A 24,954-nucleotide genomic window follows, 5' to 3' on the forward strand; every position below is an offset into this window, starting at 1 on the left:
TGTCCCGCCGGGGCAGGCGCGTTGGTGAAAATGCCCTGCTCAATGCGCTGCGGGAGCACTAGCATCCCCGAATGCGAAGCATCGAGGCCCTGATCCCGCAGGCCGGACGCGACGACATCGCAGGCCTGCGGGAGATCGACGCGGAAGAACTCGCCCGGTACGCGGCGGACCCCGCGCACCCGTGGTGGCGCCGCAGGCCCTGCGTGATCGCGCTGACCGGCCGGATACCGGAGCGGTACGTCCCCGAGCTGACCGCGCGCATCCAGGATCCCTGCGACACTTCCGAGGTGCGCAGGGCCCTGCTCGACCTGCTCGCGGATCGGGCAGAACTGCTGCCCTGGCTGCGGCACGAGGACCGCCGGGCCGACACCTCGTACGGAATGGCCGAGGCTTTCCTGAAGGTGCGGGGCTTGCTCGGCGACCGCTCGGCCGCGCGCGAGCTGGCGACTCTCGCCGCCTCGCCGTGGCAACGCGCCCGCGTCGCGGGCGAAGCCGGTCTGGACGGGCTGGTCGACCGGTACGGGACGGACGCGATCCTGGCCGAACTCGGCGTGGAACGACCTGAGGACCGGTCGTTCCGCGTCCTGATGCGGCATCGCGCCGACGACGACGTGACCGATGCGCTCGCGGACCCGGACCGGGGAGTCGCGTACCTTGCGCAGTCGCTCGCGACCGACGCGGACCGTCTCCGCGCCTACCTCGACGAGGCGCCGACGACCGAGGCGAAGCTGTGGGCGGCGTACGCGTTGCACGGCCTCACCGGGGACGAGGCCGAGACCCGGGCGGTCTACGAGCGCCTGGGGCGCCCCCGGGTCCAGGTCGAGGGCCTGGACGAGGAACTACGCGGAGTGATCGTCCACGAGTACGGTCACGGCTGCGAGCGCGCAAGCGACCCGCGGTGGCGGCTCGAGGCCCTGTGCGACGAACCGCCCGCCCGCCCCGACGTGGACGGCCAGCTCCGGCGCGCGATGGCCGCCCTCACAACAGCCGGCCTCGCGCCGAAGCCCCCGGTCTCGTGCGGCGAGGACTACCAGCAGGGCGACGGCACCTACTACGTGATCGAGGTCGGCGAGAACCGCCTCCTGATCAGCACCCTCGGCCCGTTCGCAACCGCCGAGGACGACGACTCCGCCGGCCGCCGGGCGCTCGAACGGGCGGGCTTCCGCTGGATCGACGCGGAAACCGGCGCGATCCGGGTCACGGACCTCTGTGTCTACTACTTCGGCGGGCGCGGGCCCCTCACGGTCGAGACGCTGCTGTTCTACTGGCAGGACTAGGGCATTTCGTCGGGATCATGGATGTTGCTCGTTGTGACGGTCCCGCGCGCTGTGTCGGTGCCGTGCCGTACGGTCCGGATGTGTTCTCGTGACCGCCGGGTCACGCTCAGGGCCCGTTTGAACCTGCGTTCCTGCCTCGGCTGCAGATAGGTCTGCGGATGGCCGGTGAGCCGGTGACGGAGTTGGTGTCCACGTTCCGAGGGGGTGCCTCGATGTCTTCGGTCAATCAGGCAGGGCTGTGCGCGGGCCTTCCGGCCGGGGGGACGTGAAGTGCCGGGAGTGCTGGTCCGGGTGGGTTGATCAGGGCAGGTCTTCGTCCGGGTACAGGTATGAATCGTTCTCGGCGTAGTAGATGACTGCCTCGCATGCCTCTTGGACGGAGGGAGTGCTCCCGTCATGGTGCGCCCACCAGGTCTCCAGGACGTCGCGGATCAGGACGGCTTCCAAGAGGTAGGTGCGGCCCTCGGCGTCTGGCCGGCTTGAGCCTTCCCGGTTGGGGACAGCTACCGCGTCGCTTTGCGCAGTCCAGGGCTCGCTGGCGAAGACGGTCAGGCCGTCATCCGTCTCAGTCAGTCGGCTGATCAGTTCCTCAAGTATCACGCGTACTCCAACTGGGCTCATCTGCTAACTGCAGAGTCCCATGTGGCATGGGGTTCGAGGCTCGTAGAACGCCGTCTCGGAGCCTGGCGAACAGGACGCTGAGCGGTGGCGGGCGAGGCCCACACCATGCCACCACGGGCTGCCCCCGATCAACGCCGACCACGAGCGCACGCACAAACGCAACATGACGGGGCTTCGGGCCAAGCGAGCGGTGGTGGCGGGCGCGTGACCCCGCAGACGAACCTGCCCGCTGACCGCGTCAGGCATTGAGCTTGCCGTTTAGCTTCCGGCGTCCGGTGAGGCGGATTCGACCGCGATGGTGACTTGGGCGGTCCACGACCAAGGCTCCTGGGGTGGATCCCAGTTCACCTCGACGTCGGTGCCGTGGAAGTCGCGAGCGAGTCCCGTCACCATCGCCGCCGCCGCGGCCCGCGCGTCCTGTGGATCGGTATGGATCGGCACGTCCAGGCGCCCGCAGAGCATCCCGCCTTCCACAGTGAGGACGCTGTGGCGCCAGCCCTCCGGCGTCGCCAACAGCACGATCCCCTTCGGAATGCCAAAGGTAGGCCGCTTCTTCTTCTCCTTCTTACGTCTCACCATGCCGCTATCCAACATCGTCGGGTTCACGGCGATGAGTTCGGGTAGCGGCTCGACTGCCCCGGCCGCTTGGTGCCCGTCATATGGTGGGCGGGCAGACCGCATGCTTCGCCTGTGGCGAGGACGCGTCCGACGTCGTAGCGGGCTGGGGGTACGCGGTTCTTCCATCCGGTCCGACGTCCCGATCCTGGCCGGGCAAGGCGTGTGCTCGGACGATTCACTGGTCACGTGGCGTCATAGCACGAAACGTAGACAGTGAAGTTGATGCTCAGCACCGGGTCCTGATTCAAGACGTAGACCTCCCAGCCAGTGCCATCTGCCGTAGGTCGATTGAGAACGACGTGGCCGAGCGTCAAAGGCTTGTTCCAACCGCCGCCTGCGGCCATCTTGCCATCAGGACATTCCGCAGTCACAACTTGATCACCGTTGGGGCCGATGACGACGTTCTTCTCGGCACGCTCGAATCCAGACAGACCCCCAGGACCGGTGTCGCCCGTGGGTCCGGTGTCACCCGTAGCACCTGCCGGACCAGTGCTGCCCGTCGGACCGGTGTCACCCGCAACACCCGCCGGACCAGTGCTGCCCGTCGGCCCCGTGTCACCCGCAACACCCGCCGGACCAGTGCTGCCCGTCGGCCCCGTGTCACCCGCAACACCCGCCGGACCGGTCGGTCCGACGACCGGGCCCTTGGGTCCATCGTGGTCCCCTGCATGGTCTCCGTGGTGATCGGGGCTGTGGCGGCCGTGGCACAGCTCCTTCGGCATCCACCATGCCCGGCACTCGTCCGCGCTCAGGACGCCGGTCACGAACGGCGCCCAGGCTCGCGGGTCGGGCTCGGCCCGGTCCCGTGCGGGCGCTGCCGAGGTGGTCTGCATTGCAGCGATGGCAGGCGTGGCGAGGCCCAAGATCGCCGTGGCGAGCGCAGCCATGGTGCCGCCGACCAGCAGTCTTCGACGATGGGGAAGCGGGCCCAGGGCCGACCGGAACCTGTCCTCAGGACTCATGGATCACTCCTTGTGAACCGGTGACGTTGACTCCAGAGGCGCGGATACCTCCAGGGGCATCCATGGGTCACCAGAAGGCGGCGCTATCGCGACTACGGCTTTCCTCAGGCCAATGGCAGACAATGGCAGGGCCGATCAGGCGAACGCGCAGCGCGCCCCTTCCACTGTTTGGGGAGGGCACCTCTATCTTTCGCACCCGCCTCGACCTTGAGCGCGGGAGTGAGGAACGCCATCGGCCCCAGAGATGACGTTCAAGAAACACTCACTCAGCTGAGGCGCCGCGCGGGTGGCCTGGCCCGCTCGATCACGTGACCGTCTCCCTGCGTCGACGGGAGTGGTGCGGGCGGCGAGGGTGATGCCGCTGTCGAGACGGTTGTGGCAGCCGATGGCGATGCCGGGACCGCGGGCGATGTTGTGACCGGTCTGAGTGCCGTCGCCGATGAGGCCTCCGAAGCGTGGTTCCGCAGAGGCAGAGGCCGTCAGGGCCACGCATGAGGACTTCGCGGTCGGGTCTGGTCATGTTGTCGCAGAGGTTGATGTCAGCGCCGGTGACGCATCAGGAGAGGTGACGTCGGTGCCGACGAGGGTGCGGTGTGCCGTTGCGGTGCTCCAGGACGGATTCTTCTCCGACGAAGGCGTGGGTGACCTCTCAGTTCGAGCTGACCGAGAATTGCCGATGGGCCATGTGGGCTGCTCAGGGCCGTGGCCTAGTGGTTGCTGCTGAACGAAGGGGATCGCATGTCACGCGATATGGCCGAAGCAGAGGCCGGCATGAAGGGGATCACGTTTCCCGCCTGGCACGGAAAGCACTACGTGACCTGGCTGAGCTGCTGGTCCGCCTCGGCAGCTTCGGCCTGGACCTGACGTGGCGCGTCGAATTCGACGAGATCGTCGATCCTCGCTGCGTCGAGATGGAGAGACAGTCTGCCGGCGCCGGCATGGACACATTGACACTGTTGTCGCTGACGACCCCCTTCCTCCAGTTGATCGACGCCGAAGCACGTGGGTTTGCCGAGGACGAGCTGATGGTCGTCCTGACCGAATTCGACAGCTCGTTGTGGGATGTCAGGGCTGTCGACGAGCGCGTACTCAGCGAACTTCGCCGCCACTGTCCGGGGGCAACGGACCTCTGAACCGGGCGTTTCACGTCGGGTGGAGCCATGGGCGGATCGAGGCCACTGTGACCGTCCCATGGAAGACGTACGCTCTCTTGTCCTAGCGCGTGGCGATCGCTCGGAAGTTCTTGAGCCGGTTGATGGTCCGCTCGACTTCGTTGCGGCAGACCGTCTTGTGCGTCGTCGTCCGCCACTGGTCACGAGTCCGGGGAGGGCTGCAGCCGTACATGGAGCGGCCCCACTCCCCGGGTTCGGGAGAGGGGCCGCTTTGTCGTCATGTCAGGGCGCCCGGCTCGGCGTCTGGTCCCGGGATGTTGCTGGGCGCGGTGACGCTGCGGGGCCGCCCCGTAGAGGGTGATCCCACGGGCGCACCGGACGGGTATCTCGCCACAACGACGCGCCAGGCCAGGCGCCGGCGCCCGCCACGTCGTTCAGCTCAACGGATCGCCGCCGCAGCCCACCGGGCGAAGCCCGCCACATTGCGTGGGCAACGCCATCGGGACTCACCCTCCGGTGCCTTGGCGGGGTAGTCGAGGTCCGTCCACTGGTACTCCGAGTCGCCGGCCAGCAACGACAGCAGCATCTCGAAGGACTCCAACTGCCCGTCGACATCACTTTCGTCGCACGGATGGACCTCGTGACCGCAGGCCGCATCGGCGACGGCCGGATCCGAGGCCACGGCCAGTAGCGCCTCCGCAGCTTCGTTCGCAGCCTTGGGCTCGGCCTCCGTGGCTGCGTGGCCGTACATCAGCACCAGCCCGAACGTGAAGAACGCGGTCACATCCGGATCCGGGGGCACCGCGGCCCGCGCCCTGCGGAGCTGTTCCACGCACTCCAGCAAGGTCTCGTCGTGCTCGCCCAGGAAGTATCCCTGCCGGATCGACTCCCAGTCTTCGGCCAGCTCTTCCGCATTCGCAATCATGATCATGTCGACGTCCAGCACGCGAGCCTGGTTCCCGATGCGGCAACGGCTCCCTCCCGCCCGTAGACAGCGCTTCGTCGGCGTCGGCCTCAGGTTCCGGGCACGCGGCCCCGCGGCCGCGAAACTCGGGCGCTGTTCGGGACCTGCCGGCGGTAGGTTCGCGCCGGTATGTGGCGGGGGAGGAAGCCCGGGGGGGCGATGCCGATGATGTTCGGGTACTCGGACGAGTGGTGGGTGCTGCTGCTGTACCCGGCGGTGTTGTGGGTGCCGTTCGGGCCGTTCTTCATGCTCTCGCTGGGGGTGTGGTGTGCTTCCGCGCCCGGTCCTCGACCGCGAGTGTGGTCGGTGTCGGTGCCGCTGATACCGGTGGTGACCTCGGCAATCTTCATGATCTTCCCGCTGAGCCGGTGGGACCGGCCGGTGCGGGTGGACGGCGCGGTGGAACCGCCGGAGCAGTTGTACGAGTTCCTCGGCTACCTGGCCGTGTACGTCGGGGGCATCACGGTGCTGCCCTGGCTGCTCGGTTACGGCATCACGCGCCTGCTGCGCTTCGTACGGGCCCGCCGGTGCGGCCCGGCGAAGCCACGCGGGGCGCGCCACACGGCCACGGAGGCGGACACGGCGTAGTCGCCGAGTCGTCCGTCGGGTGGCTGTCAGCAGCGCCGACCCTGGCACGGCGGCGGCGCGTCCTGCGCTCCGTGCCTTCCCTCGGGCCGGATCAGGGCGACGAGAAAGGTCAGGGCGATGCCCGCCGCGACCGCGAACAGGGCGTTGCTGATCCCGTTCGCCGTCCCGTCGCGCAGCTGCTCCCCCGTGAGTCCGCCCAGACCCGCCGTCGCCACCAGCACCAGCAGGGCGAGGCCCACGGCGGCGCCCATCCCGGAGCCGGTGGAGGCGATCCCCGAGGCGATGCCCTGGTCCCGGTCGGGCACCCCGGTCCCGGCGGCGATGAACATGCCGGTGAACACGATCCCGTCACCGGCGCTGAGCAGGACGAGCCCCGGGATCAGTTCTGCGTACGAGCCGTCGGAGGAGACCGTCGGGCCGAGCAGGACGGCACCGACCGCACCGACCGCGAGTGCGCCGAGCAGAGTGCGCCGCAGACCGAACCGGGTCACGAGCTGCCCCGCGGTCGTCGACCCCGCGACGACGACCGCTGTCGGGACGACGAATCCGGCGCCGGTCTCCAGGGCGTCGTAGCCGAGAACCTGCTGGAAGTGGAGCGAGAGGAAGTACAGCACCGAGCCGAAGGTCGCCATGAACATGAACGCGATGACGACGCTGGTGACGAGGCTGGGGTTGGCCAGGAGCCGCGGCGGCACGAGCGGGTCGCTGCTGCGCCGCTCGACGAGCGCGAAGACTCCCAGCAGGAGGAGTCCGGCCGCGGCACTGAGCAGGATGCCGGGCGAGAGCCAGCCGAGCCCCGGCCCCTGGACCAGCGCGAACACGATCAATGTGACGCCGAGGGTGACGGTGAGCGCACCGGGCAGGTCGAATCTTCGAGTCCGGTCGCGCTGCGGGTCCTTGGGGATCAGCACGAAGGCGAGGACCAGTGCGGGGACCGCGAGGGCGACGTTGACGAGGAACACCGCTTCCCAGCCGAAGGCATGGGTCAGCAGTCCTCCGAGGAGTACGCCGATCACGAGTCCGGCGGCGCCTGCACCGCCCCAGATCCCCAACGCGCGGTTGCGCAAGCGGCCTTCGCGGAAGGTGACGTTGATGAGCGCCAGCGTGGTGGGAAAGACGAGCGCGCCGCCGAGGCCCTGGACCGCGCGGGCGGCCAGGAGCATTCCGGGGCCCGTCGCCAGTCCGCCCACGAAAGCCGCGGCCGCGTATAGGGTGAGGCCGGCGGCAAGGATCCGGCGCCGACCCAGGAGGTCTGCGGCCCTTCCTCCGAACAGGAGGAACCCGGCGGAGGCCACGGCGTAGGCGCTGATCACGGATTGCAGCGACTGCGCGGAGTAGTCCAGGTCACGGGCGATGTCGGGCAGTGCGACAACGACGATGTACTGGTCGAGCGAAACCGTGAACATGGCGAACGACAGCAGCGCGAGGGCCGCCGTGGCACGGTTCCAGCCGAGCCCGCTGGGTCGCGTCGCCCCGACAGATGCCACAGCAGCACTCCTCGGAAGGGGCCCGTCGAGTCCGGCACGTACAAGAATGCACCACTATGTCATGAAGATCTCCGGCGACGGGGCGCGCGGCGCGGGGAGCACCGCGTTGTCGGCCTCGACCGCGGACCCGGACCGATCCCGCGCCCGTACCGCGCCCGGTCCCACACCCGCACCCGCACCCACCTCACGGCCCGCGCCAGAGGTTGGCGAAGGCCGAGTTCTCGATGGACCGCCTCTGGCGTACGGCCTCCAGTTCCATCACCGCGTCGTGGACGATGGCCACCACCGTCGTCACCGCCTCGTCATCGAGGCCGGACTCGTCGTCGGATCGTCCCCCTTCGATACCCACGACCGAGGCGAGGGCGGCCAGGACAGGTTCCCTCTCCTCCCAGCGGGCGGCCGCCCGGCGGCGCGCGGGCGTATCGACCGGTTCCACGCGTTCCGAGCCGAAGGGCGACCGGCCGCTTCGCTTCCGCGTCAGCTCACCGTCCTCTTCCAGGGCGGCCTGGTACGCGGCCGAGAGGTCCTGGCCTCGGCGCCACAGCCAGTCCTCGATCCGCTCGTAGGGCTCCTGCCGAGTGAGCGCTGCCGCGGCCTCGCCGAGGAGCCGATCGTCCGGCGCCGGCGGCCCGCCCGGCACGATGCGGTCGCGGTCCACGGTGACCGCCCCCGCACCGATGAGGTCGATCAGCTCGGCTCCCGCAAGTGCGAGCGACAGGTCCCCCTGTCCCACGGAACGCTTCAGCCCCGGGTCCATGGCGATGATGAACAGGTCCTTCGCCGTGGTCATGAACGGCTCCCCTCGGAGACATCGACAAAGAGGCGTCCCCACCGGCCAGGCCTGCGTCCAGCGCCGGTCCAGCGGCAGGGCGACTGTCACTATCAGTATCGTCCGGGGACTCCTGTCGCAGGTGTCGTACGCCCCAGGCCGTCAGCGCGTCCTGCGCCCGGCCGCGTAGAACGCGGTGCCTCGACGCCACACCTGCGCGGACGGCTGCGTCAGTCGGCCGGAGAATGTCGCTCCGGCTCATTCAGAGGCCTCGATATACCGCGCCCCCGTCACCTCATCGGTCACGTGCATGCCGGCATTCGCGCGCGTGCCGGTTCGGCCACCAGGTCTTATTGGTTTGCCGACGGTCCGCCCAGTCGGATAGGAATCTTGCATGCTGAGTGGTAGCAAGGTCGGGCTCAGGGCCCGGCACGAGGACGACATTCCGGTCCTGCAGGCCGATCTCTACGACGACGTGGTCAACCACTCGCGGGCCCAGGGCCGGCCGTGGCGGCCGATCACACCCGGCTCGAAGGACTCGCCGCTCATCGTGGACGACACGGAGCACGGCCATGTCCCGTTCTCCGTGGTGGAGTTGGACGGCGGCACGCTGGTCGGCACCGCGGTGCTGTGGGGCATCGACAACCACAACCGGTCCGCGCACATCGGCCTCGGGCTGCTGTCGTCCGCCCGCGGCAAGGGCTACGGCACCGACGTGGTCGCGGTGCTGTGTCACTACGGTTTCGTCGTCCGCGGCCTGCAGCGGCTGCAGATCGAGACGCTGTCGGACAACGCGGCGATGCTGCGCTCCGCCGAGCGCAACGGCTTCGTCCGCGAGGGCGTGCTGCGCTCCTCCGCCTGGGTGATGGGCGAGTTCCTGGACGAGGTACTGCTCGGGCTCCTCGTGCAGGACTGGAAGCCGGACTCGAAGGGCTAGGTATAAGACTGCCGGACGGCCGAGGACCTCCAGAGGCCGGCCTTCCGGCCTCCTGGGCCAGGGGAGACAACGGTGAGCGGTCCGCCTGGTATCGCGCCAGGACGGACCGTCTGAAGGGTGTCCGGTGGGGCATCCTGGTGCGATGGATCACGCGGAAGTGGCATGGCAGTCGTGGTTGTCCGAGCTTGCTCCGTCGAAGCGGTCCGCGGCGGAGACGCTTCGTACGCAGTTCGAGACGATCGGCGTGACTGATGCCCAGGATTGGGTGAGGTCGGAGATCGACGGGAACCAGCCGCAGCTGGCGCGCCTTGTGCTCCTTCGCTCCCTGTGGCGCGGGGCGATCGACGGCTGGGCCGACCCGGGAGCTCTGGAGCAAGTGGCGGCGGCCCGGCGGCTGCTGGACGCGGGCGCGGACAGGCAGGACCTGGTGCTCCTGGCTCGAGCCATAGCCTATGAAGCCGTCTTCATCACCGTCGACGAGCTCGATTGCGGCGCAGACGTGAACGTCTCCGGCATCGATGTCGGCTGGATGGTCATGGAATCCGGCGAGGACGGGTCTCCCACCGGCCGCGTCCTCTCGGGTCTTCACGAGGATCTGCTGACGATGGATCCAGGTGGACGCGACGGAACAGATCTGTGGCGGTGACCAAGGCTTGTGCGGGGCCGTAGCCGTGAACCGTGTCCGCGACCGGCAAGCCATGCCGGCGCTTCGGGCGGCCACGGCCCCCTTGCGTGATCGACGCACCGTGACGGTCAGGGTGCATCCGGAGTTCGAAGCCCCGGCGGTCGTATGAGCGTCAGACAGCCCACTTACTGACGCCGCTGGCCAAGGACACAGAACTCGTTGCCCTCCGGGTCTGCCAGGACCACCCACGACTGGTCACCCTGGCCGATGTCGACATGCTGGGCGCCATGGGCCACGAGGCGGGCCACCTCGGCCTCCTGGTCATCAGGCCTGAAGTCGAGATGCAGTCGGCTCTTCGCCTTCTTGGTCTCGTCGACCCGGACGAAATCCAACCCCGGCATACGATCCGGCGCCGGGCGGATCTCGAACTCGTCATCGGAGGAGTGGACCACAACCCAACCAAGAGCCTCGGCCCACCACTGCCCCAGCGTCACCGGATCTACCGAGTGAACGATTACCTGCTCCCATTCCAAGGTCATCCGCAGAGCCTACACCTGCGCCTTTACGTCGGGTCAGGCCGGCAACTCATGAAGTTCCGGGCTTGATTCACCCGCCGGCATGCTCGGGCCCGCGCCCAGGTGCGACGGTGCCCTGCCCCGCCCGCCGCCACAGCCCGGCGATACCCGGCGACACCCGGCTGCGCAGTGTCCGCACCATGTCGAGGAGCAGAGTTCCATCCTGATACGGATACGGCCAATGGGAGGGACACGCTCCGACCTTGGGGGCGCCGGCCCTCGAAAGGCGTGCGGGGCCTGGGATCCGGAGGGCCGGTGGCTTCCGGTGTCGCGCAAGGATCGCTGGGCCGTCATGGAGCGGTCACAGAGCCGTCTTGGCCCCGTCGAACTCGGGGCCTTCCGGATGGCTTGAAACCACGCAGCTCAATCCCCCACGCCCGCACCGCCGTTGATCGACTCACATACTGCGCTGACCGGCGGCGGGCGCCGTTGCGCCCCGGCCGGAATGACCACTCGACCTCATCCCAAGCTCCTGGGGGAGACTTGCGCGCACACGTGCACAGAGCACGCGCCTTCACCATCGCGGCCGCCACATCGGTGGCGCTGGTGGCAGGCATGACCGGCCCCGTGACGGCGATCGCCGCGAACGCGACGGCCACACCGAACATCACACACGTCGACGGCAACCAGCGGATCCCGCTCATCACGGGCGACCGCGTGGTGGTGGACGCCAAGGGCCGGATGGTGGGCTTCGAGTCCGCCGAGGGCCGTGAACACATACCCGTACAGGTACAGCGCTTCGAGGAGCACACCCTGGTGGTGCCCAGCGACGCGCGGCGCCTGATCGCCGCCGGCAAGCTGGACCAGCGGCTCTTCGACCTCGACGTGCTCACCGACGCGCGGCTGCGCAAGAGCCATCGGGACGGAATCAAGCTGATCGTGCAGTACGAGGGAGGTGCCGGTGCCGCACGCGCCGAGGTGCGCGCGGCCGGCGACACCCAGCTGCGGCGCACGTTCCCGACCATCGACGCCGACGCCATCCGTACGTCCCGGGACGACGTCGCCAGGGTGTGGGACGCGCTGACCGACCGGCAGAGCAGCGGCGCGCGTGCCACCGCCTCCGGCATCGGCAAGGTGTGGCTGGACGGGGTGCGCGCGGCGAGCCTGGACCGCAGCGTCCGGCAGATCGGCGCCGACAAGGCGTGGGAGTCGGGGTACGACGGCACGGGCGTGACGATCGCCGTGCTCGACACCGGCGTCGACAAGACCCACGACGACCTCAAGCCCCAGGTTGTCGGCGAGAAGAACTTCTCCGCCTCCCCCGACGCCGTGGACCGTGTCGGACACGGCACCCACGTCGCGTCGATCGCCGTGGGCACCGGCGCCAGGTCCGGTGGACGGTTCAAGGGCGTCGCCCCCGGCGCCAAGGTGATCAGCGGGAAGGTCCTCGACGACGAGGGTTACGGCGACGACTCCGCCGTCATCGCGGGCATGGAGTGGGCCGCCGCCGAAGGCGCGGACGTGGTCAACCTCAGCCTCGGCGGCGCCGACAGCCCCGGCGTCGACCCGCTGGAAGCCACGGTCGACAGGCTGTCCGCCGAGAAGGGCATCCTGTTCGCCGTCGCGGCGGGCAACGAGGGCGAGGCCGGCGACTCGACGGTGGGCTCGCCCGGCAGTGCGGACGCCGCGCTGACAGTCGGCGCCGTCGACAAGGACGACAAACTCGCACCCTTCTCCAGCATCGGTCCACGGGTCGGCGACGGCTCCGTCAAGCCGGACGTGACCGCGCCCGGGGTCGCCATCACCGCGGCCGCCGCACCCGGCAGCGCCATCGACACGCGCCCCGGCACACCGCATCCCGCACCGGGGTACCTTCAGCTCGACGGCACCTCCATGGCCACCCCGCACGTGGCGGGCGCGGCCGCGATCCTGAAGCAGCGGCATCCGGCCTGGAAGTCCACCGAGCTCAAGGGCGCGCTGACCGCGTCCGCCAAGGGTGGCGCCTACACCGCCTTCCAGCAGGGCTCGGGCCGTATCCAGATCGACAAGGCACTGGCCCAGAGCGTCGTCTCCGATCCGGTCTCGATGAATTTCGGCATGGCGCAGTGGCCTCACGGCGACGACCGGCCCGCCACCCAGAAGGTCGCCTACCGCAACCTCGGGACCACCGACGTGACCCTCGACCTGTCGGTGTCCACCCTGGACCCGAAGGGCAAGCCGGCCCCGGCAGGGTTCTTCACGCTCGGCGCCTCGAAGGTGACGGTGCCCGCCGGTGGCAGGGCCGAGGTCGACCTCGTCGCGGACACCAGGGTCGGCGACTCCGACGGCACCTATTCGGGCTACGTCACCGCCACCGGGGCGGGCCAGTCGGTCCGCACGGCCGCGGTGGCCGTACGGGAGGCGGAGTCGTACGACCTCACGCTCAGGACCGTCGGCCGTGATGGCACGGACGCCCAGAACTTCTCCAGCACGCTCAACGGCGTCGCCGGCCCCGCCGCCGGGTTCGCGGCTCGCATCGACAACGAGCCGGGCAGCCACACGATCCGTGTGCCCAAGGGCTCGTACACCTTGAACACGGCCGTCTACCAGGACCCGTCGGACTTCACCAAGGGCACCGACTGGCTCGCCCAGCCGAAGCTGGACATCTCCGGCGACACCACGATCACCTCCGACGCACGCACGGCCAAGCCGGTGGACCTCACCGTGCCCGGCATCGACCGGGCGGATTACGGGGGTACCTACTACGAGGTCGCCACCGAGAGCGGCCGCATCGGCAACGGCTGGGTCCTCAGGGGCTTCACCGGCTTCCGCACCGCCCACATGGGTCCGGCCGTCACCGACGGCTCGCTGCTGCAGACCTGGGACGCGCACTTCCTCAAGGACGCCACCACCCAGTATTCGGTGGCCTTCGGTGGTGGGACGAACCTGGTCGCGACCGGCTACACCAAGCATGTGAAGGCGAAGGAGCTGGCCACGCTCAAGGTCGGTCTCGGTGCCTCCGCCCCCGGGAAGTCGGCTCTCGCCTCCCCGTTCGCCCATCTCCCGGGCGCGCCGGAGGGCAACGGGTTCTCCGCCCCCCAGGCGGCGCCGGGCACGCGCACGTTCCTTGTCTCCACCGCCGACGGTGTCGAGTGGCTCACCAAGGTCAACCAGTTCGGCGAGCCCGACGAGTGGGGCTACCCGGCCTGGGAGGGCAGCTGGGAGATGGTCCGTCCGAAGCGGTACGAGGCGGGCAGGACGTATCGGGAGACCTTCAACACGGGCGTCGTAGGCCCGCTCCTGGGCGAGCGGACGGGCGTCTTCCGCACCGCTCCCGACCCGGCGACGGGCGAGCAGCAGCTCATCGGCGCGGTACCCCTGTTCGCCGACGGCGAGGGCCACATCGGATCCACGCCGTACACCTCGGCCACGTCGACGCTGTACCGCGACGGCGTCAAGGTCGGCGAGAACGACGATCCGCTGAGCGGCTCGCAGCCCTTCACGGTCGACGCCGCCGACGCCGAGTACCGACTGGTGACCTCCGTGGAACGCCCGGCGGAAATCGCGGCTGCCTCCACCCGCGTGGACACCGGCTTCACGTTCCGCTCGAAGCAGGTCGCGGAGACCACGGCGCTGCCGGTGTCCACGGTCCGCTTCGCCGCCCCTGTCGATCTCGCCTCGCGCGCACCGGCGCACGCGCCGGTCGTCGTCCCGGTGACCGTGCAGGGCTCGGCCGCCGGGAAGAACCTCAAATCGCTGAAGATTTCGGTGAGTTACGACGACGGCAGCACCTGGCAGCCCGTGAAGGTCCAGAACGGCAGGATCTCCGTGAAGAATCCGGCGAAGGACAAGGGGATCTCGTTCTCCGCCGTGGTCACGGACCAGCAGGACAACACGTCGACGCTGACCATCCGTAACGCGTGGTTCGGCAAGTGACGCTGCCCTGTCGACCGACGTAGCCGGTCACGGCGCCACCACCTCGGGGTGGTGGCGCCGTGCGTTCGGGGAACTTCGCCGCACGGCGCCGCCGCGGGCCCGGTCCTCGGTCCGCGATTTCGGCGGAGACTATGAGCCTTTTCCATCTTGATCAGGTGGCGAGTTCGAGTGCGACGACGGCACGGACGACGACGCCAGCCGCGCAGGTTCTTGCCTCGGAACGGGACACGGACAGCAGGGCCTGCGTCCTGATACGCCTTGTCAGCCCAGCACTTGACGTCGTCAGCGGCGAGAGCGGCGGGAATGCCGTGGGTCCGGGCCGCGGTCAGATCGTGCACGGCTCCGGGTAGCACGTTCGAGGCCCAGATCAAGCGGCCGGCTGGATCCGCGAGGACCTGCACGTTCATCCCGTGGGCCTCCTTCTTCCCCGAGTAGTACGGCCTGTCGGCGGCGATGCGGTCGATCGGCCGCACGGTGCCGTCGAGGATCACGTACGCCTTCTTCCGTACCGTCGTCATGGCCTGTTCCAGCGTGGGAGCGAGAGCGGCCAGGAGGTCGACGGCCTCGCGTATGTGCCGGTGGACCGTCGCGATCCCCTGACGCGGAAACCTGCTGCGAGGCGGGCGTAGGTGTCGCCACAGCGCAGGTGGGCCAGGACGAGCACGGCCTGCCGGCCACAGGTCAGGCGCCGCCACCAGGAGCCGCTCCGACGGCGGTGGCCTGCGAGGAGACCGGTAGGTGCTGCAGAGTGCGGAGGGACAGATCGATACCGGACGGGTAGACAAGCACGCGAAAGCTCCTGGCAGACTGGTGATCTTGGTCGAAATCCCACCTACCAGGGGCTTCACCCTCTTGTCAGCCCAACGGCGTACTGCTGATGCAGGTTGAAAAGGCTCAATGTCAGTGCCGTGCTGTTCACTTGGCCGCGTGGACGCCTCTGCTCTGCGCGCCCGTCTGAACGACGCCTGGCGCGCGCCCGAATTGCACTGCCCGCTGCCCATTCATGGGACAGGGCATGTCTGTGTGCCCAGTGACGCGGAGGATCTGGCCGAGCTGGAGCGCGTCATTGCGGACGTGGTCGACGGGGCGGGTCTGCCTGTACGTGCGTGGGTCGTCGGGGGTAGGGCGGCAGGGGTGCCCGACGGTCCGCCGGTGGGCGGGGAGGGTGGGCTCCCCATCGGCGGGGAGGGCGGGCTGCTGGAGCTGCGCGGGTGGGCGCTGGCCGAGCACTGGGTCGGATACGGCGTGACGGCCACCGCCGATGGCCCGCGCCGCGTCGTGATCCTCGCCCGGCGCGCGTTCACCCGCCCGCCCGGTGTCGGGTGGGTGGCGTTGCTGCGGGAGACCACCGGGTGGACGGAGCCCGATCGGTGCGGCGTCGACTGGGCCGCGACGGAGGCAGCGCTGTGCACCGCGCTGCCCGGTGACTACAAGGACATCGTCGACGCCTTCGGCGCGGGCAGCTTCGACGAGTACCTGGACCTACTGGTGCCGGGTGCGCTGGGCACGGATCTAGTCTCCTGGGGCCAGGACATGGAGCGGTACGCCGACCTGTACCGGCCATACCCGGTCCACCCCGCGCCCGGCGGCGTGCTCATATGGGGGACCTCCGAGCAGGAGCTGACCTTCCACTGGCTGACCGGACCGGCCGATCCCGACGACTGGCCGGTTCTGGTGCAGTACCTGGACGGTGAGTGGCAGCGCTTCGACTGCGGCATCGGCGAGTTCGTGCTGCGCCTGCTCACCGACCGCACCCCGCCGTTCGCCTTCCCACCCTCCGCCGGACCGTTCCCCCACTGGTTCGCTTCATGGGAGCTGCCGGAGCGCTGAGCCCTTTCCAACCCGGCTGTCAGCGCCGCTGACCATGCTCGGCGAAGCGTCTGGGCCGCCGGGACCGACTGCGGATCTGCTGGGCATGACCTCGCTACAGATCGGTGCGTTCGGTCGTCAGCAGGCCGATGAGCAGCGCAGGCATGAGGTTGGAAAAGGCTCAATTGCTCTCCCTGCTCTCCGTGCTCTCCGCACCGAGGCTTGACCGGTGGACCTGCGGCGACGTAGTTTCTAGCGCACCGGTTCGTGAGTTCATGGAAGGAGGCGCATTCGGATGTCGACCATCTCCGAAGCACATCGCCTCGCTCACGAGACCGCCTGGACTCCAGGTCGTGTAGCACACGGCTGCTGAGCAGCCCCTTTACCGGCGTGCCCGTTTGCGGCCCCGGCATCTTCCGATCTCTGTCACCGGCTTCGGCACGTCGTTGCGTGCTGCCACGCGCCGGGTTCTTGTGCTGCGCCACCGAATACAGAAGGCTTCCGAAATGGCGACTTGGGCAATTGGATCGACCGCGCACCGAAATGAGGAAGTGCCATGGTAGCGGCGCGGATCACGGTCAATGGGGAAGAAACTCCACTCTCACCGGCTGCGCCCCACACCACGGTGCTGGATTTTCTGCGCGAGCGTGGCCTCACGGGCACCAAGGAGGGCTGCGCCGAGGGTGAATGCGGTGCCTGTTCGGTCCTGGTGGCCCGCCCCGGGGTGAACAAGCCCACCGACTGGGTGGCGGTCAACGCCTGTCTGGTGCCGGCCGCGGCGCTCGACGGTCAGGAGGTCATCACCTCCGAAGGTCTCGCCACCGCCGGGGAACCCGGCAGGCCACCCACGCTGCACCCCGTGCAGGAGGAGATGGCCGTCCGCGGTGGATCCCAATGCGGTTACTGCACGCCGGGGTTCGTCTGCAGCATGGCGGCCGAGTACTACCGACCCGACCGCTGCGCGCACGCCGACCCGGCCGAGGGCGCCGACTCCGAGCACGGTCCGAACGGTTTCGATCTGCACGCGCTGAGCGGGAACCTGTGCCGCTGCACCGGATACCGCCCGATCCGCGATGCCGCGTTCGCCGTCGGTACGCCCACCCAGGAGGACGCCCTGGCGCAGCGTCGCGAGCAGTCCCCGCCCGAGCCGGTCGCCACCGCGTACACCCAGGGTGACAGCGCGTTCCTGCGGCCGGGCACCCTGCCCGAAGCGCTGCGGCTGCTGCGCGAGCGGACGGACGCGGTGGTGGTCGCCGGAAGCACCGACTGGGGCGTGGAGGTGAACATCCGTGCCCGGCGGGCCAGTTGTGTGGTCGCCGTCGACCGCCTGCCCGAAATGCGGGAACTTCGCGTCGAATCGGACCACGTCGTGATCGGGGCGGCGCTGACGCTCACCGAGATCGAACGACGCCTCGACGGCAGGATCCCGCTGCTGGCAGAGCTGTTCCCGCAGTTCGCCTCCCGGCTCATCCGCAACAGTGCGACCCTCGGCGGCAATCTGGGGACCGGCTCCCCCATCGGTGACAGCCCGCCGGTGCTGCTGGCGCTCGAGGCGTCGGTGGTGCTCGCCGACGCCGACGGTGAGCGCGAAGTCCCACTGGCGGAGTACTTCACCGGCTACCGGCAGAGCGTACGCCGGCCCGGGGAGCTGATCCGGGCGGTGCGCATACCGCTGAAGCTGTCGCCGGTGTCGGCCTTCCACAAGATCGCCAAGCGTCGCTTCGACGACATCTCCAGCGTGGCGGTCGCCTTCGCGCTCGACATCGAGGACGGGATCGTCCGCAAGGCACGCATCGGTCTGGGCGGCGTGGCCGCCACTCCGATCCGCGCCCTCGCCACCGAGGCGGCCCTGGAGGGCAAGCCGTGGACGGCGGAGACCGTCGAGGCGGCGGCCGGGGTGCTGCAGGCCCAGGGCACCCCCATGAACGATCACCGCGCCAGCGCCGGCTACCGCTCCGCGATGCTCGGCCAGAGCCTGTTGAAGCTGTACGCGCACACCACCGAGGCGGTCTCGTCATGAGCCATTTGTCCGAGCGTCCCGCACGGCCCGTCGTCGGCCTCTCGATGCCGCACGAGAGCGCCAACCTGCACGTCACCGGTACTGCGCTCTACACCGACGACCTGGTCCACCGGACCAAGGACGTGCTGCACGCCCACCCGGTCCAGGTGATGAAGGCCCACGGCAGGATCACGGCGCTGCGCACCGAGCCCGCGCTCGCCGTGCCCGGTGTGGTCCGCGTACTGACCGGTGCCGACGTGCCCGGCGTCAACGACGCCGGTATGAAGCACGACGAACCGCTGTTCCCCGACGAGGTCATGTTCCACGGCCACGCGGTCGCCTGGGTGCTCGCCGAGACACTGGAGGCGGCCCGGATCGGCGCGGCGGCGGTCGAGGTCGAACTCGAGGAACTGCCCTCCGTGATCACGTTGCAGGACGCGATCGCGGCCGACAGTTTCCACGGCGCCCGGCCCATGATGGTGACGGGCGACGTCGACGCCGGCTTCGGCGACTCCGCGCACGTGTTCACCGGCGAGTTCCAGTTCTCCGATCAGGAACACTTCTATCTCGAGACGCACGCGGCGCTGGCGCTTGTCGACGAGAGCGGGCAGGTGTTCGTCCAGAGCAGCACCCAGCATCCTTCGGAGACCCAGGAGATCGTCGCGCACGTGCTGGGCCTGCACAGCCACGAGGTGACCGTGCAGTGTCTGCGGATGGGCGGCGGTTTCGGCGGCAAGGAGATGCAGCCGCACGGGTTCGCCGCCGTCGCCGCGCTCGGCGCCACCCTGACCGGTCGCCCGGTTCGGGTGCGGCTCAACCGGACCCAGGACCTGACCATGTCCGGCAAGCGCCATGGGTTCCACGCCACGTGGAAGATCGGCTTCGACGCCGAAGGCCGCATCCAGGCGCTGGACGCCACCCTGACCGCGGACGGCGGCTGGAGTCTGGACCTGTCCGAGCCGGTGGTGGCCCGCGCGCTGTGCCACATCGACAACACGTACTGGATTCCCCACGCGCGCGTCACCGGGCGCATCGCCAGGACCAACAAGGTCTCCAACACCGCTTTCCGCGGCTTCGGCGGACCGCAGGGCATGCTGGTGATCGAGGACATCCTGGGCCGGTGCGCGCCACTGCTCGGCCTGGATCCCATGGATCTGCGGGAGCGCAACTTCTACCGGCAGGGGCAGGGGCAGACGACGCCGTACGGACAGCCGGTCACTCATCCGGAACGGATCTCCATCATCTGGAATCAGGTTCGGGACGACGCCGGCATCGCCGATCGCCAGCGCGACATCGTGGCCTTCAACGCCACGCACCCGAACACCAAACGGGCGCTGGCCGTCACCGGTATCAAGTTCGGAATCTCGTTCAACCTCACCGCCTTCAACCAGGGCGGCGCACTCGTGCTGATCTACAAGGACGGCTCCGTCCTGATCAACCACGGCGGCACCGAGATGGGGCAGGGCCTGCACACCAAGATGCTGCAGGTGGCCGCGACCACCCTGGGTATCCCGTTGCACAAGGTACGGCTGGCCCCGACTCGGACCGACAAGGTGCCCAACACATCCGCCACCGCCGCCAGTTCGGGTGCGGATCTCAACGGTGCAGCGGTGAAGAACGCCTGCGAGCAGTTGCGGGGGCGACTGCTGCAGGTGGCCGGCACGCAGCTGGGGGCGAACGCCTCGGACGTGCGCATCGTCGAGGGCGTCGCGCGCGTCCTGGGCAGTGACAAGGAGCTGGCCTGGGACGACCTGGTGCGGACCGCGTACTTCCAGCGAGTTCAGCTGTCGGCGGCCGGTTTCTACCGGACCGAGGGTCTGCACTGGGACGTGAAGGCGTTCAGGGGCTCGCCGTTCAAGTACTTCTCCTACGGTGCCGCCGCGACCGAGGTGGAGGTGGACGGCTTCACCGGCGCGTACCGCATCCGGCGCGTGGACATCGTGCACGATGTCGGCGACAGTCTGTCTCCGATGATCGACATCGGCCAGGTCGAGGGCGGTTTCGTACAGGGCGCCGGGTGGCTGACGCTCGAGGACCTGCGCTGGGACACCGGTGACGGGCCGAACCGCGGCCGGCTGCTGACCCAGGCCGCGAGTACGTACAAGCTGCCGAGCTTCTCGGAGATGCCCGAGGAGTTCAACGTACGGCTGCTGGAGAACGCGACCGAGGAGGGCGCGGTCTACGGGTCCAAGGCCGTGGGTGAGCCTCCGCTGATGCTGGCGTTCTCGGTGCGGGAAGCTCTGCGGCAGGCCGCCGCGGCGTTCGGGCCCGCCGGAGTCAGCGTGCAACTCGCCTCCCCCGCGACACCGGAGGCGGTGTACTGGGCCGTCGAAGCGGCCCGCGGGAGCGCCGTGCGGCGTGACGACCACGCTCCCGGGGCCGGGGCGATCCCCACGGACACGAGCGCTCTGAGCAATGCCTGACATGACCTGGGTCGCCGCGGTCGCGCGGTTGCGAGCACGCCGGGAAGCCGGCGTGCTCGTGACCGTCGCGACCGTGCGCGGCCACGCACCCCGCAGGGCCGGCGCCAAGCTCGTGGTGGGGCGGACCGAAACCTGGGGTTCGATCGGTGGCGGCAACATCGAGGCTGTCGCGATCGATCGGGCCCGCGAGCTGATCGGCTCGCCCGATCCGGAGTCGGAGCTGATCGAGTTCGCCCTCAACGACAAGGTCACCAGCCGGCACGGCGTGCAATGCTGCGGCGGTGTCGTCGGCGTCCTGCTCGAACCGCTGCCGGTGGTCCAAGCGGTGGCGATCTTCGGTGTCGGGCATGTGGGGCTGGAGCTGGCACGCATCCTGGCCCGCCACGACCTCGATCTGCACCTGATCGACACGCGCCCCGACGTACTCACCGACGAGCGGCTCGGGGTGCTCGCGGACGCTGTGGCCCAGATCCACGTGCACCACGTACCGCTGCTTCCGGAGGAGGTGCTCACGGAGCTGCCGCCCGGCACCCACGCCCTGATCATGACCCACGATCACGCCGAGGACGCCGCACTGTGCGACGCCGCACTGCGCACCCCCGGTCTGGGCTCGATCGGGCTGATCGGCTCGGCCGCCAAATGGGCGCGGTTCCGGCACCGCCTGTCCACCGAGGGCGGCCACGACGCCGCCACCATCGACCGCATCAAGACCCCGATCGGAATCACCGGGATCACCGGCAAGGAACCGGCCACGATCGCGGTGAGCGTCGCGGCGGACCTGCTCCGGACCTTCGAACAGGACGGCCACCGGACCGGGCCGAACGTGGTCGCCGCCGCGCAGGAACCCGCCACCATCCAATAGCGCGGACTCCGGCCGAGGAGGCCGGAGGGCCGGACATACAGATCCAGGCCCCTCCCCGCAGAGAACATCGCGACTCACCGGGAGGTTCGTCTCCGCGCCAGCTGCCAGGGCGAGGTCGGCGCCGATCAGGGGCTGTAGCTCGCGCTCGTAACACTGCCGGAGGGGCAGGGACCTCGCGGCGATCCTTAAACGGCTGTCTGCCGGCTGGGAAGTGGATTTCCTCGAAGACCGCCCATCGTGCGCGCCGCGAGGGCGGACCGCGTCGTTGCGCGTGCCGCGGTGCCCACTACAGGCGCACGCCTGTTCCGGGGCCGTGTCCAGGCTCGGGGCTGGGCTGCTTGTGCTCTTGGCTGCCCGGGGTGGCGGCTGGGGTCCTTTGCTCCCGGTCTGCGATGGCGCGGCGGCGGGCGTCGGCCTCCCGAGTGAAGGCGGCGAGGCGCTCAAGGTTTTCCGGCGAGCGCAGCCATGTCGCGGGGTTCGTCGTCCGTCCCTCCATGTCCGGCTCTGCGACGTCGTCGAATGCGGCGGCGAGGTCCAGCTGCTGGGGCATCGCAGCCCGCTGGCGGGCGTCGTGTACGACGGCGGCGGATGCGGCATCAACAAGCGATGGGGCGGGACGGACATCCACGCGGCGATCGTAAACCTGCTCGCGGGGACGGACATCCACGCGGCGATCGTGGACCTGCTCGCGGGCCATTTGCCGGCAACGGACCGGCGGCAGCGCTCTCCCGGGTGGCGCCCGCGCCGGAACTCTTCGTGGGGCGGCCACGAGGGCCGTTGTCAGAGGCGATTGGCAAGATTGCGGCCATGAATGTCACTCCTGTCACTCCGCCACGGCCGATCGACGTTGCCGCGGTCTTTCCCCAACTGGCTTCGCTGGCCCGCACGGCGACCCGCCTGCACCCCCGCCCTGGGGCGCCGACGTGGCACGACAGCTCGATCGGCGGGCCGCTGCTGTGGCCCGCTGAGGAGCCGTGGCCGCACTGCGAGGAACCGCATGTGGTGGATGGCATCAACCCAGCCCAGTCCCCGGCGGATCTGCGGCTGGAACGACGGATCTTCGCCGCCTCGTACGGCCGGGACCTGACTCCGGAGGAACGGGAGACTCTCGAGCGGATCCGACCCCCTCGCACGTATCCGGTGAGGCTGGCGGTCCAGGCGTACGACGGCCCCATAGCGATGCTGCCCGTCGCGCAGCTGTACGTAAGGGATGTGCCCGATCTGAGCCCGCCGGAGGGCAAGGACCTGCTGCAGGTTCTGTGGTGCCCCTTCGATCATCCGATCATGCCCAGGACCCTGCTCTTCTGGCGTTCGGCAGCCGCCGTCACCGACATTCTCGACACGCCCCCCGAGCCGCCCGCAGTGCAGTTCGACGGCTATCTACCGGAACCGTGCGTGCTCGAACCGGAGCAGATCACCGAGTACCCCGACCATCTGGAGCTGAGCGAAGAACTGCGGGAGCAGCTCAAGCAGTGGAATGTGCCGCAGGCAGCAGAGGAAGACATGGACCCGGACACGTACTACGACTGTGTGCTGTCCAACGCACCCGGCTGGAAGGTCGGCGGCTGGCCCGCTTGGAACTCCACCGACCCCAGCTCGCAGCCCTGCTCCGAGTGCGGCACCGGCATGGAGGTCCTGATGACCGTCGCCACGTTCGAGGAAGGGGACGACGCCGGGAACAGCTGGTCTCCGCACCCCCACCCAGGTGCTGGACCGTACCCCGGCCACCGCGGCTACAACGCGACCGGTGTCCAGATAGGCAGCGGCTACCGGCAGCACCTGTTCGTCTGCCCGGCGGAGCCCGAGCATCCGCACATCGAGTTGATGACGTAGCCCGTCCGCAGTGTGCAGCCGGGGCGTCACGGTGCGGGCATGCCGTGACGCCGGGTGGCCGCGAGGCTCGGGGTGCCTACCTGCGGCCCGACATCCGAGAGGGAAGCAGGCCATCCCTGACACGACCGCGACGCATCGCCCCGGTTGAGGGCGTCCCGGTGAGCTCGCCGGTCGGTAGAAGAACGCACCTGTCTGAGCGGCGGGCATCGCTGCCGGACATTGACGTCGCCGTTGAGTCCGCGCGACGCCTGGAGGTTTACAACCGGATCATCGAACGCTTCGGGAAGGAGCGGGTCGCGGTCACCGGGATGCCCGAGACCTACCGCGCTCGCCACGCGCTCAGGGACACCGGGCTCGCGCTCGGGCTTCCCCCGCACGTCGTCGACAAGGTGGCGAAGTCGTTTCCGCACATCAGGGCCTGAGACATCCGCGGCGCGCTCGTCGAGCTCCCCGAGCTGCGCCGACTGAACGCAGAGGCCGGCTCGTACGGTCTGTTGTGGGAGCTCGCCGAGGGCCTGGACGCCCTGCCGCGCGGGATCGCGATTTACCCCTGCGACGTCATCCTGTCCAACCCCACCCTCCTGGACCGGCTGCCGGTACAGCCGACGCCGCCCGGCCAGTACCCGATGGTCCAGGCGGACAAGGAGGATGTCGATTCTCTGGGGGTCGAAGCTGTTGCTGTGAGGTCTGGCTCATGTTGATGCAGCTCAGCGACTTGGTAGCTGAGTCTATGCACCACGACACCTGTGGTGCTAGGCCGTGTTGCCAGAGAAGGCTGGTGAGCCGGGTGCACCCCAGACTTCGCCGTCGAGCAGCGCCATTCCCAGTACAGGCCACGCCTCCCGTCTGCGACGGTGCAGCCGCGTGGTGTCCATCTCGCTGCATAAACTGTTGGCTCGTGTGCCTGTCTGTGATGTCAACGTGCAACACGGACGGTTTCCCGTTCGACCGAAGGACTGAGCTGTGCCCGACCGACCTGAGATTGTCTGCATCTGCGGCTCTACTCGGTTCGTGGACGAGATGCGTGCGGCGAACCGTGATCTGACCTTCGCAGGTGCCATCGTCGTCGCGCCAGGCGAAGCAGACGAGTTGATCACCGACGAGCAGAAGACCGCGCTGGATGCTCTCCACCTGCGCAAGATCGACGTGGCTGACCGGGTTCTGGTCATCAACCCCGGCGGGTATATCGGCGAGTCCACGAGCAGGGAGATCGCGTATGCCCCACGCCACCGGAAAGCCGATCTCGTTCACCGATCCCGTCTAACCAGTGATCTGCTGCGCGGTGAACCGACTAAAGCGTGTTGCAGAAGGCTGTGATCTGGGCATCTCCCGTGTATGCGTGGGGTGTTGATTCCTAATGCCGTTTGTCAAGCCGCGAGGGCGGTAGGTGGCGTGAGTTCGTAGCAGCGTTCGTCGCGGAGGAGGGCCCAGAGGACGTTGACGCGGCGGCGGGCGAGGGCGAGGACGGCTTGGGTGTGGCGCTTGCCTTCGGCGCGTTTGCGATCGTAGAACCGGCGGGACTCGTCGCTGCGTCGGATGCTGAACAGTGCGGAGGTGTAGAGGACGCGCTGGAGGCGGCGGTTGTAGCGTTGCGGGCGCCGCAAGTTCCCGCTGATCTTGCCGGAGTCGCGCGGGACC

Annotated in this window: 20 protein-coding genes and 4 pseudogenes; 13 read left to right on the forward strand and 11 right to left on the reverse strand. The window is 69.1% G+C overall.

Translation table 11 applies throughout. The annotated features are described in order from the left end of the window. The first annotated feature begins 71 nt into the window (after positions 1 to 71). The gene (locus ACFC0D_RS02070) at positions 72 to 1,277 is read left to right on the forward strand and encodes a hypothetical protein (RefSeq protein ID WP_376430527.1); all 1,206 of its coding nucleotides are present in this window, start codon (positions 72 to 74) and stop codon (positions 1,275 to 1,277) included. Between the two features lie 300 nt (positions 1,278 to 1,577). Here ACFC0D_RS02070 and ACFC0D_RS02075 read toward each other — a convergent pair whose 3' ends face one another. The 3 genes from ACFC0D_RS02075 to ACFC0D_RS02085 form a co-directional block, all read right to left on the reverse strand. Next, the gene (locus tag ACFC0D_RS02075; RefSeq protein WP_376430528.1) at positions 1,578 to 1,877 is read right to left on the reverse strand and encodes a hypothetical protein; all 300 of its coding nucleotides are present in this window, start codon (positions 1,875 to 1,877) and stop codon (positions 1,578 to 1,580) included. Positions 1,878 to 2,156: 279 nt separating this feature from the next. Next, positions 2,157 to 2,504 (reverse strand): hypothetical protein, encoded by a 348-nt coding sequence (locus ACFC0D_RS02080; protein WP_376430529.1) that lies wholly within the window; start codon positions 2,502 to 2,504, stop codon positions 2,157 to 2,159. Between the two features lie 194 nt (positions 2,505 to 2,698). Continuing rightward, positions 2,699 to 3,478: a hypothetical protein gene (locus ACFC0D_RS02085; protein WP_376430530.1), complete on the reverse strand. Its 780-nt coding sequence runs from the start codon at positions 3,476 to 3,478 to the stop codon at positions 2,699 to 2,701. A gap of 641 nt (positions 3,479 to 4,119) precedes the next feature. On the opposite strand from ACFC0D_RS02085, the gene ACFC0D_RS02090 reads away from it, so the two are divergent. Further along, positions 4,120 to 4,611, forward strand: coding sequence for a hypothetical protein (locus ACFC0D_RS02090; RefSeq protein ID WP_376430531.1), 492 nt, complete (start codon positions 4,120 to 4,122; stop codon positions 4,609 to 4,611). A 10-nt stretch (positions 4,612 to 4,621) separates the two neighbouring features. On the opposite strand, the pseudogene ACFC0D_RS02095 reads toward ACFC0D_RS02090, so the two are convergent. Then, positions 4,622 to 4,756: pseudogene (locus tag ACFC0D_RS02095) on the reverse strand (IS5/IS1182 family transposase); the annotation flags it as partial. Between the two features lie 273 nt (positions 4,757 to 5,029). After that, entirely contained in the window at positions 5,030 to 5,536 is a 507-nt protein-coding gene (locus ACFC0D_RS02100; protein WP_376430532.1) for a hypothetical protein, read from the reverse strand. Between the two features lie 177 nt (positions 5,537 to 5,713). On the opposite strand from ACFC0D_RS02100, the gene ACFC0D_RS02105 reads away from it, so the two are divergent. Continuing rightward, positions 5,714 to 6,142 carry a hypothetical protein gene (locus ACFC0D_RS02105; RefSeq protein ID WP_376430533.1) on the forward strand — a complete coding sequence of 143 codons (429 nt, stop codon included), beginning with the start codon at positions 5,714 to 5,716 and terminating at the stop codon, positions 6,140 to 6,142. A gap of 26 nt (positions 6,143 to 6,168) precedes the next feature. On the opposite strand, the gene ACFC0D_RS02110 is transcribed toward ACFC0D_RS02105, so the two are convergent. Next, a complete protein-coding gene (locus tag ACFC0D_RS02110) occupies positions 6,169 to 7,629 on the reverse strand; it encodes an MFS transporter (RefSeq protein ID WP_376430534.1) in 1,461 nt (486 codons plus the stop codon). A gap of 184 nt (positions 7,630 to 7,813) precedes the next feature. Beyond that, a complete protein-coding gene (locus ACFC0D_RS02115) occupies positions 7,814 to 8,419 on the reverse strand; it encodes a GPP34 family phosphoprotein (protein ID WP_376430535.1) in 606 nt (201 codons plus the stop codon). Positions 8,420 to 8,792: 373 nt separating this feature from the next. On the opposite strand from ACFC0D_RS02115, the gene ACFC0D_RS02120 reads away from it, so the two are divergent. Both ACFC0D_RS02120 and ACFC0D_RS02125 read left to right on the forward strand, forming a co-directional pair. Then, positions 8,793 to 9,335 (forward strand): GNAT family N-acetyltransferase, encoded by a 543-nt coding sequence (locus ACFC0D_RS02120; RefSeq protein ID WP_376430536.1) that lies wholly within the window; start codon positions 8,793 to 8,795, stop codon positions 9,333 to 9,335. Between the two features lie 142 nt (positions 9,336 to 9,477). Beyond that, positions 9,478 to 9,981, forward strand: coding sequence for a hypothetical protein (locus ACFC0D_RS02125; RefSeq protein WP_376430537.1), 504 nt, complete (start codon positions 9,478 to 9,480; stop codon positions 9,979 to 9,981). Between the two features lie 164 nt (positions 9,982 to 10,145). Here the strand turns inward: ACFC0D_RS02125 and ACFC0D_RS02130 are convergent, their stop codons facing one another. Beyond that, entirely contained in the window at positions 10,146 to 10,499 is a 354-nt protein-coding gene (locus ACFC0D_RS02130; protein ID WP_376430538.1) for a VOC family protein, read from the reverse strand. A gap of 591 nt (positions 10,500 to 11,090) precedes the next feature. On the opposite strand from ACFC0D_RS02130, the gene ACFC0D_RS02135 reads away from it, so the two are divergent. Further along, positions 11,091 to 14,390: a S8 family serine peptidase gene (locus tag ACFC0D_RS02135; protein WP_376430553.1), complete on the forward strand. Its 3,300-nt coding sequence runs from the start codon at positions 11,091 to 11,093 to the stop codon at positions 14,388 to 14,390. A 170-nt stretch (positions 14,391 to 14,560) separates the two neighbouring features. Here ACFC0D_RS02135 and ACFC0D_RS02140 read toward each other — a convergent pair. Next, positions 14,561 to 15,179 (reverse strand): annotated as a pseudogene (locus ACFC0D_RS02140) (transposase family protein); the annotation flags it as partial. 138 nt (positions 15,180 to 15,317) lie between these two features. Between ACFC0D_RS02140 and ACFC0D_RS02145 the strand changes: the two are divergent. From ACFC0D_RS02145 to xdhC, 4 genes are all read left to right on the forward strand, one after another. Beyond that, positions 15,318 to 16,220: a hypothetical protein gene (locus tag ACFC0D_RS02145; protein ID WP_376430539.1), complete on the forward strand. Its 903-nt coding sequence runs from the start codon at positions 15,318 to 15,320 to the stop codon at positions 16,218 to 16,220. Between the two features lie 535 nt (positions 16,221 to 16,755). Beyond that, positions 16,756 to 18,219 (forward strand): xanthine dehydrogenase small subunit, encoded by a 1,464-nt coding sequence (locus ACFC0D_RS02150; RefSeq protein WP_376430540.1) that lies wholly within the window; start codon positions 16,756 to 16,758, stop codon positions 18,217 to 18,219. Then, the gene (xdhB, locus tag ACFC0D_RS02155; RefSeq protein WP_376430541.1) at positions 18,216 to 20,621 is read left to right on the forward strand and encodes a xanthine dehydrogenase molybdopterin binding subunit; all 2,406 of its coding nucleotides are present in this window, start codon (positions 18,216 to 18,218) and stop codon (positions 20,619 to 20,621) included. The genes ACFC0D_RS02150 and xdhB overlap by 4 nt, the downstream gene beginning before the upstream one ends. Position 20,622: 1 nt before the next feature. Beyond that, entirely contained in the window at positions 20,623 to 21,483 is an 861-nt protein-coding gene (gene xdhC / locus ACFC0D_RS02160) for a xanthine dehydrogenase accessory protein XdhC (RefSeq protein WP_376430542.1), read from the forward strand. Between the two features lie 286 nt (positions 21,484 to 21,769). On the opposite strand, the gene ACFC0D_RS02165 is transcribed toward xdhC, so the two are convergent. Continuing rightward, positions 21,770 to 22,180 carry a hypothetical protein gene (locus ACFC0D_RS02165; protein WP_376430543.1) on the reverse strand — a complete coding sequence of 137 codons (411 nt, stop codon included), beginning with the start codon at positions 22,178 to 22,180 and terminating at the stop codon, positions 21,770 to 21,772. Between the two features lie 110 nt (positions 22,181 to 22,290). Here ACFC0D_RS02165 and ACFC0D_RS02170 point away from each other — a divergent pair, with 110 nt between their 5' ends. The 3 genes and pseudogenes from ACFC0D_RS02170 (at position 22,291) to ACFC0D_RS02180 (ending at position 24,580) form a co-directional block, all read left to right on the forward strand. Beyond that, positions 22,291 to 23,316 (forward strand): hypothetical protein, encoded by a 1,026-nt coding sequence (locus tag ACFC0D_RS02170; protein ID WP_376430544.1) that lies wholly within the window; start codon positions 22,291 to 22,293, stop codon positions 23,314 to 23,316. 188 nt (positions 23,317 to 23,504) lie between these two features. Beyond that, positions 23,505 to 23,984, forward strand: a pseudogene (locus tag ACFC0D_RS02175) (DNA polymerase III subunit alpha); the annotation flags it as partial. Between the two features lie 295 nt (positions 23,985 to 24,279). Continuing rightward, positions 24,280 to 24,580: pseudogene (locus ACFC0D_RS02180) on the forward strand (hypothetical protein). A gap of 103 nt (positions 24,581 to 24,683) precedes the next feature. Here ACFC0D_RS02180 and ACFC0D_RS02185 read toward each other — a convergent pair. Next, positions 24,684 to 24,954: transposase (locus ACFC0D_RS02185; RefSeq protein WP_376430545.1), on the reverse strand; the 271-nt coding region annotated here is incomplete at its 5' end.

It is taken from the genome of Streptomyces sp. NPDC056222 (assembly GCF_042264065.1).
Lineage (GTDB): Bacteria > Actinomycetota > Actinomycetes > Streptomycetales > Streptomycetaceae > Streptomyces.

Excerpts from the sequence above, each read along its gene's own strand:
- xdhC (WP_376430542.1), top strand. The coding sequence starts at position 20,623 with ATGACCTGGGTCGCCGCGGTCGCGCGGTTGCGAGCACGCCGGGAAGCC.
- ACFC0D_RS02085 (WP_376430530.1), bottom strand. The coding sequence starts at position 3,478 with ATGAGTCCTGAGGACAGGTTCCGGTCGGCCCTGGGCCCGCTTCCCCAT.
- ACFC0D_RS02130 (WP_376430538.1), bottom strand. The coding sequence starts at position 10,499 with ATGACCTTGGAATGGGAGCAGGTAATCGTTCACTCGGTAGATCCGGTG.
- ACFC0D_RS02165 (WP_376430543.1), bottom strand. The coding sequence starts at position 22,180 with ATGGCCCGCGAGCAGGTCCACGATCGCCGCGTGGATGTCCGTCCCCGC.
- ACFC0D_RS02105 (WP_376430533.1), top strand. The coding sequence starts at position 5,714 with ATGCCGATGATGTTCGGGTACTCGGACGAGTGGTGGGTGCTGCTGCTG.
- ACFC0D_RS02170 (WP_376430544.1), top strand. The coding sequence starts at position 22,291 with ATGAATGTCACTCCTGTCACTCCGCCACGGCCGATCGACGTTGCCGCG.
- xdhB (WP_376430541.1), top strand. The coding sequence starts at position 18,216 with ATGAGCCATTTGTCCGAGCGTCCCGCACGGCCCGTCGTCGGCCTCTCG.
- ACFC0D_RS02150 (WP_376430540.1), top strand. The coding sequence starts at position 16,756 with ATGGTAGCGGCGCGGATCACGGTCAATGGGGAAGAAACTCCACTCTCA.
- ACFC0D_RS02135 (WP_376430553.1), top strand. The coding sequence starts at position 11,091 with ATGACCGGCCCCGTGACGGCGATCGCCGCGAACGCGACGGCCACACCG.
- ACFC0D_RS02120 (WP_376430536.1), top strand. The coding sequence starts at position 8,793 with ATGCTGAGTGGTAGCAAGGTCGGGCTCAGGGCCCGGCACGAGGACGAC.
- ACFC0D_RS02115 (WP_376430535.1), bottom strand. The coding sequence starts at position 8,419 with ATGACCACGGCGAAGGACCTGTTCATCATCGCCATGGACCCGGGGCTG.
- ACFC0D_RS02070 (WP_376430527.1), top strand. The coding sequence starts at position 72 with ATGCGAAGCATCGAGGCCCTGATCCCGCAGGCCGGACGCGACGACATC.
- ACFC0D_RS02125 (WP_376430537.1), top strand. The coding sequence starts at position 9,478 with ATGGATCACGCGGAAGTGGCATGGCAGTCGTGGTTGTCCGAGCTTGCT.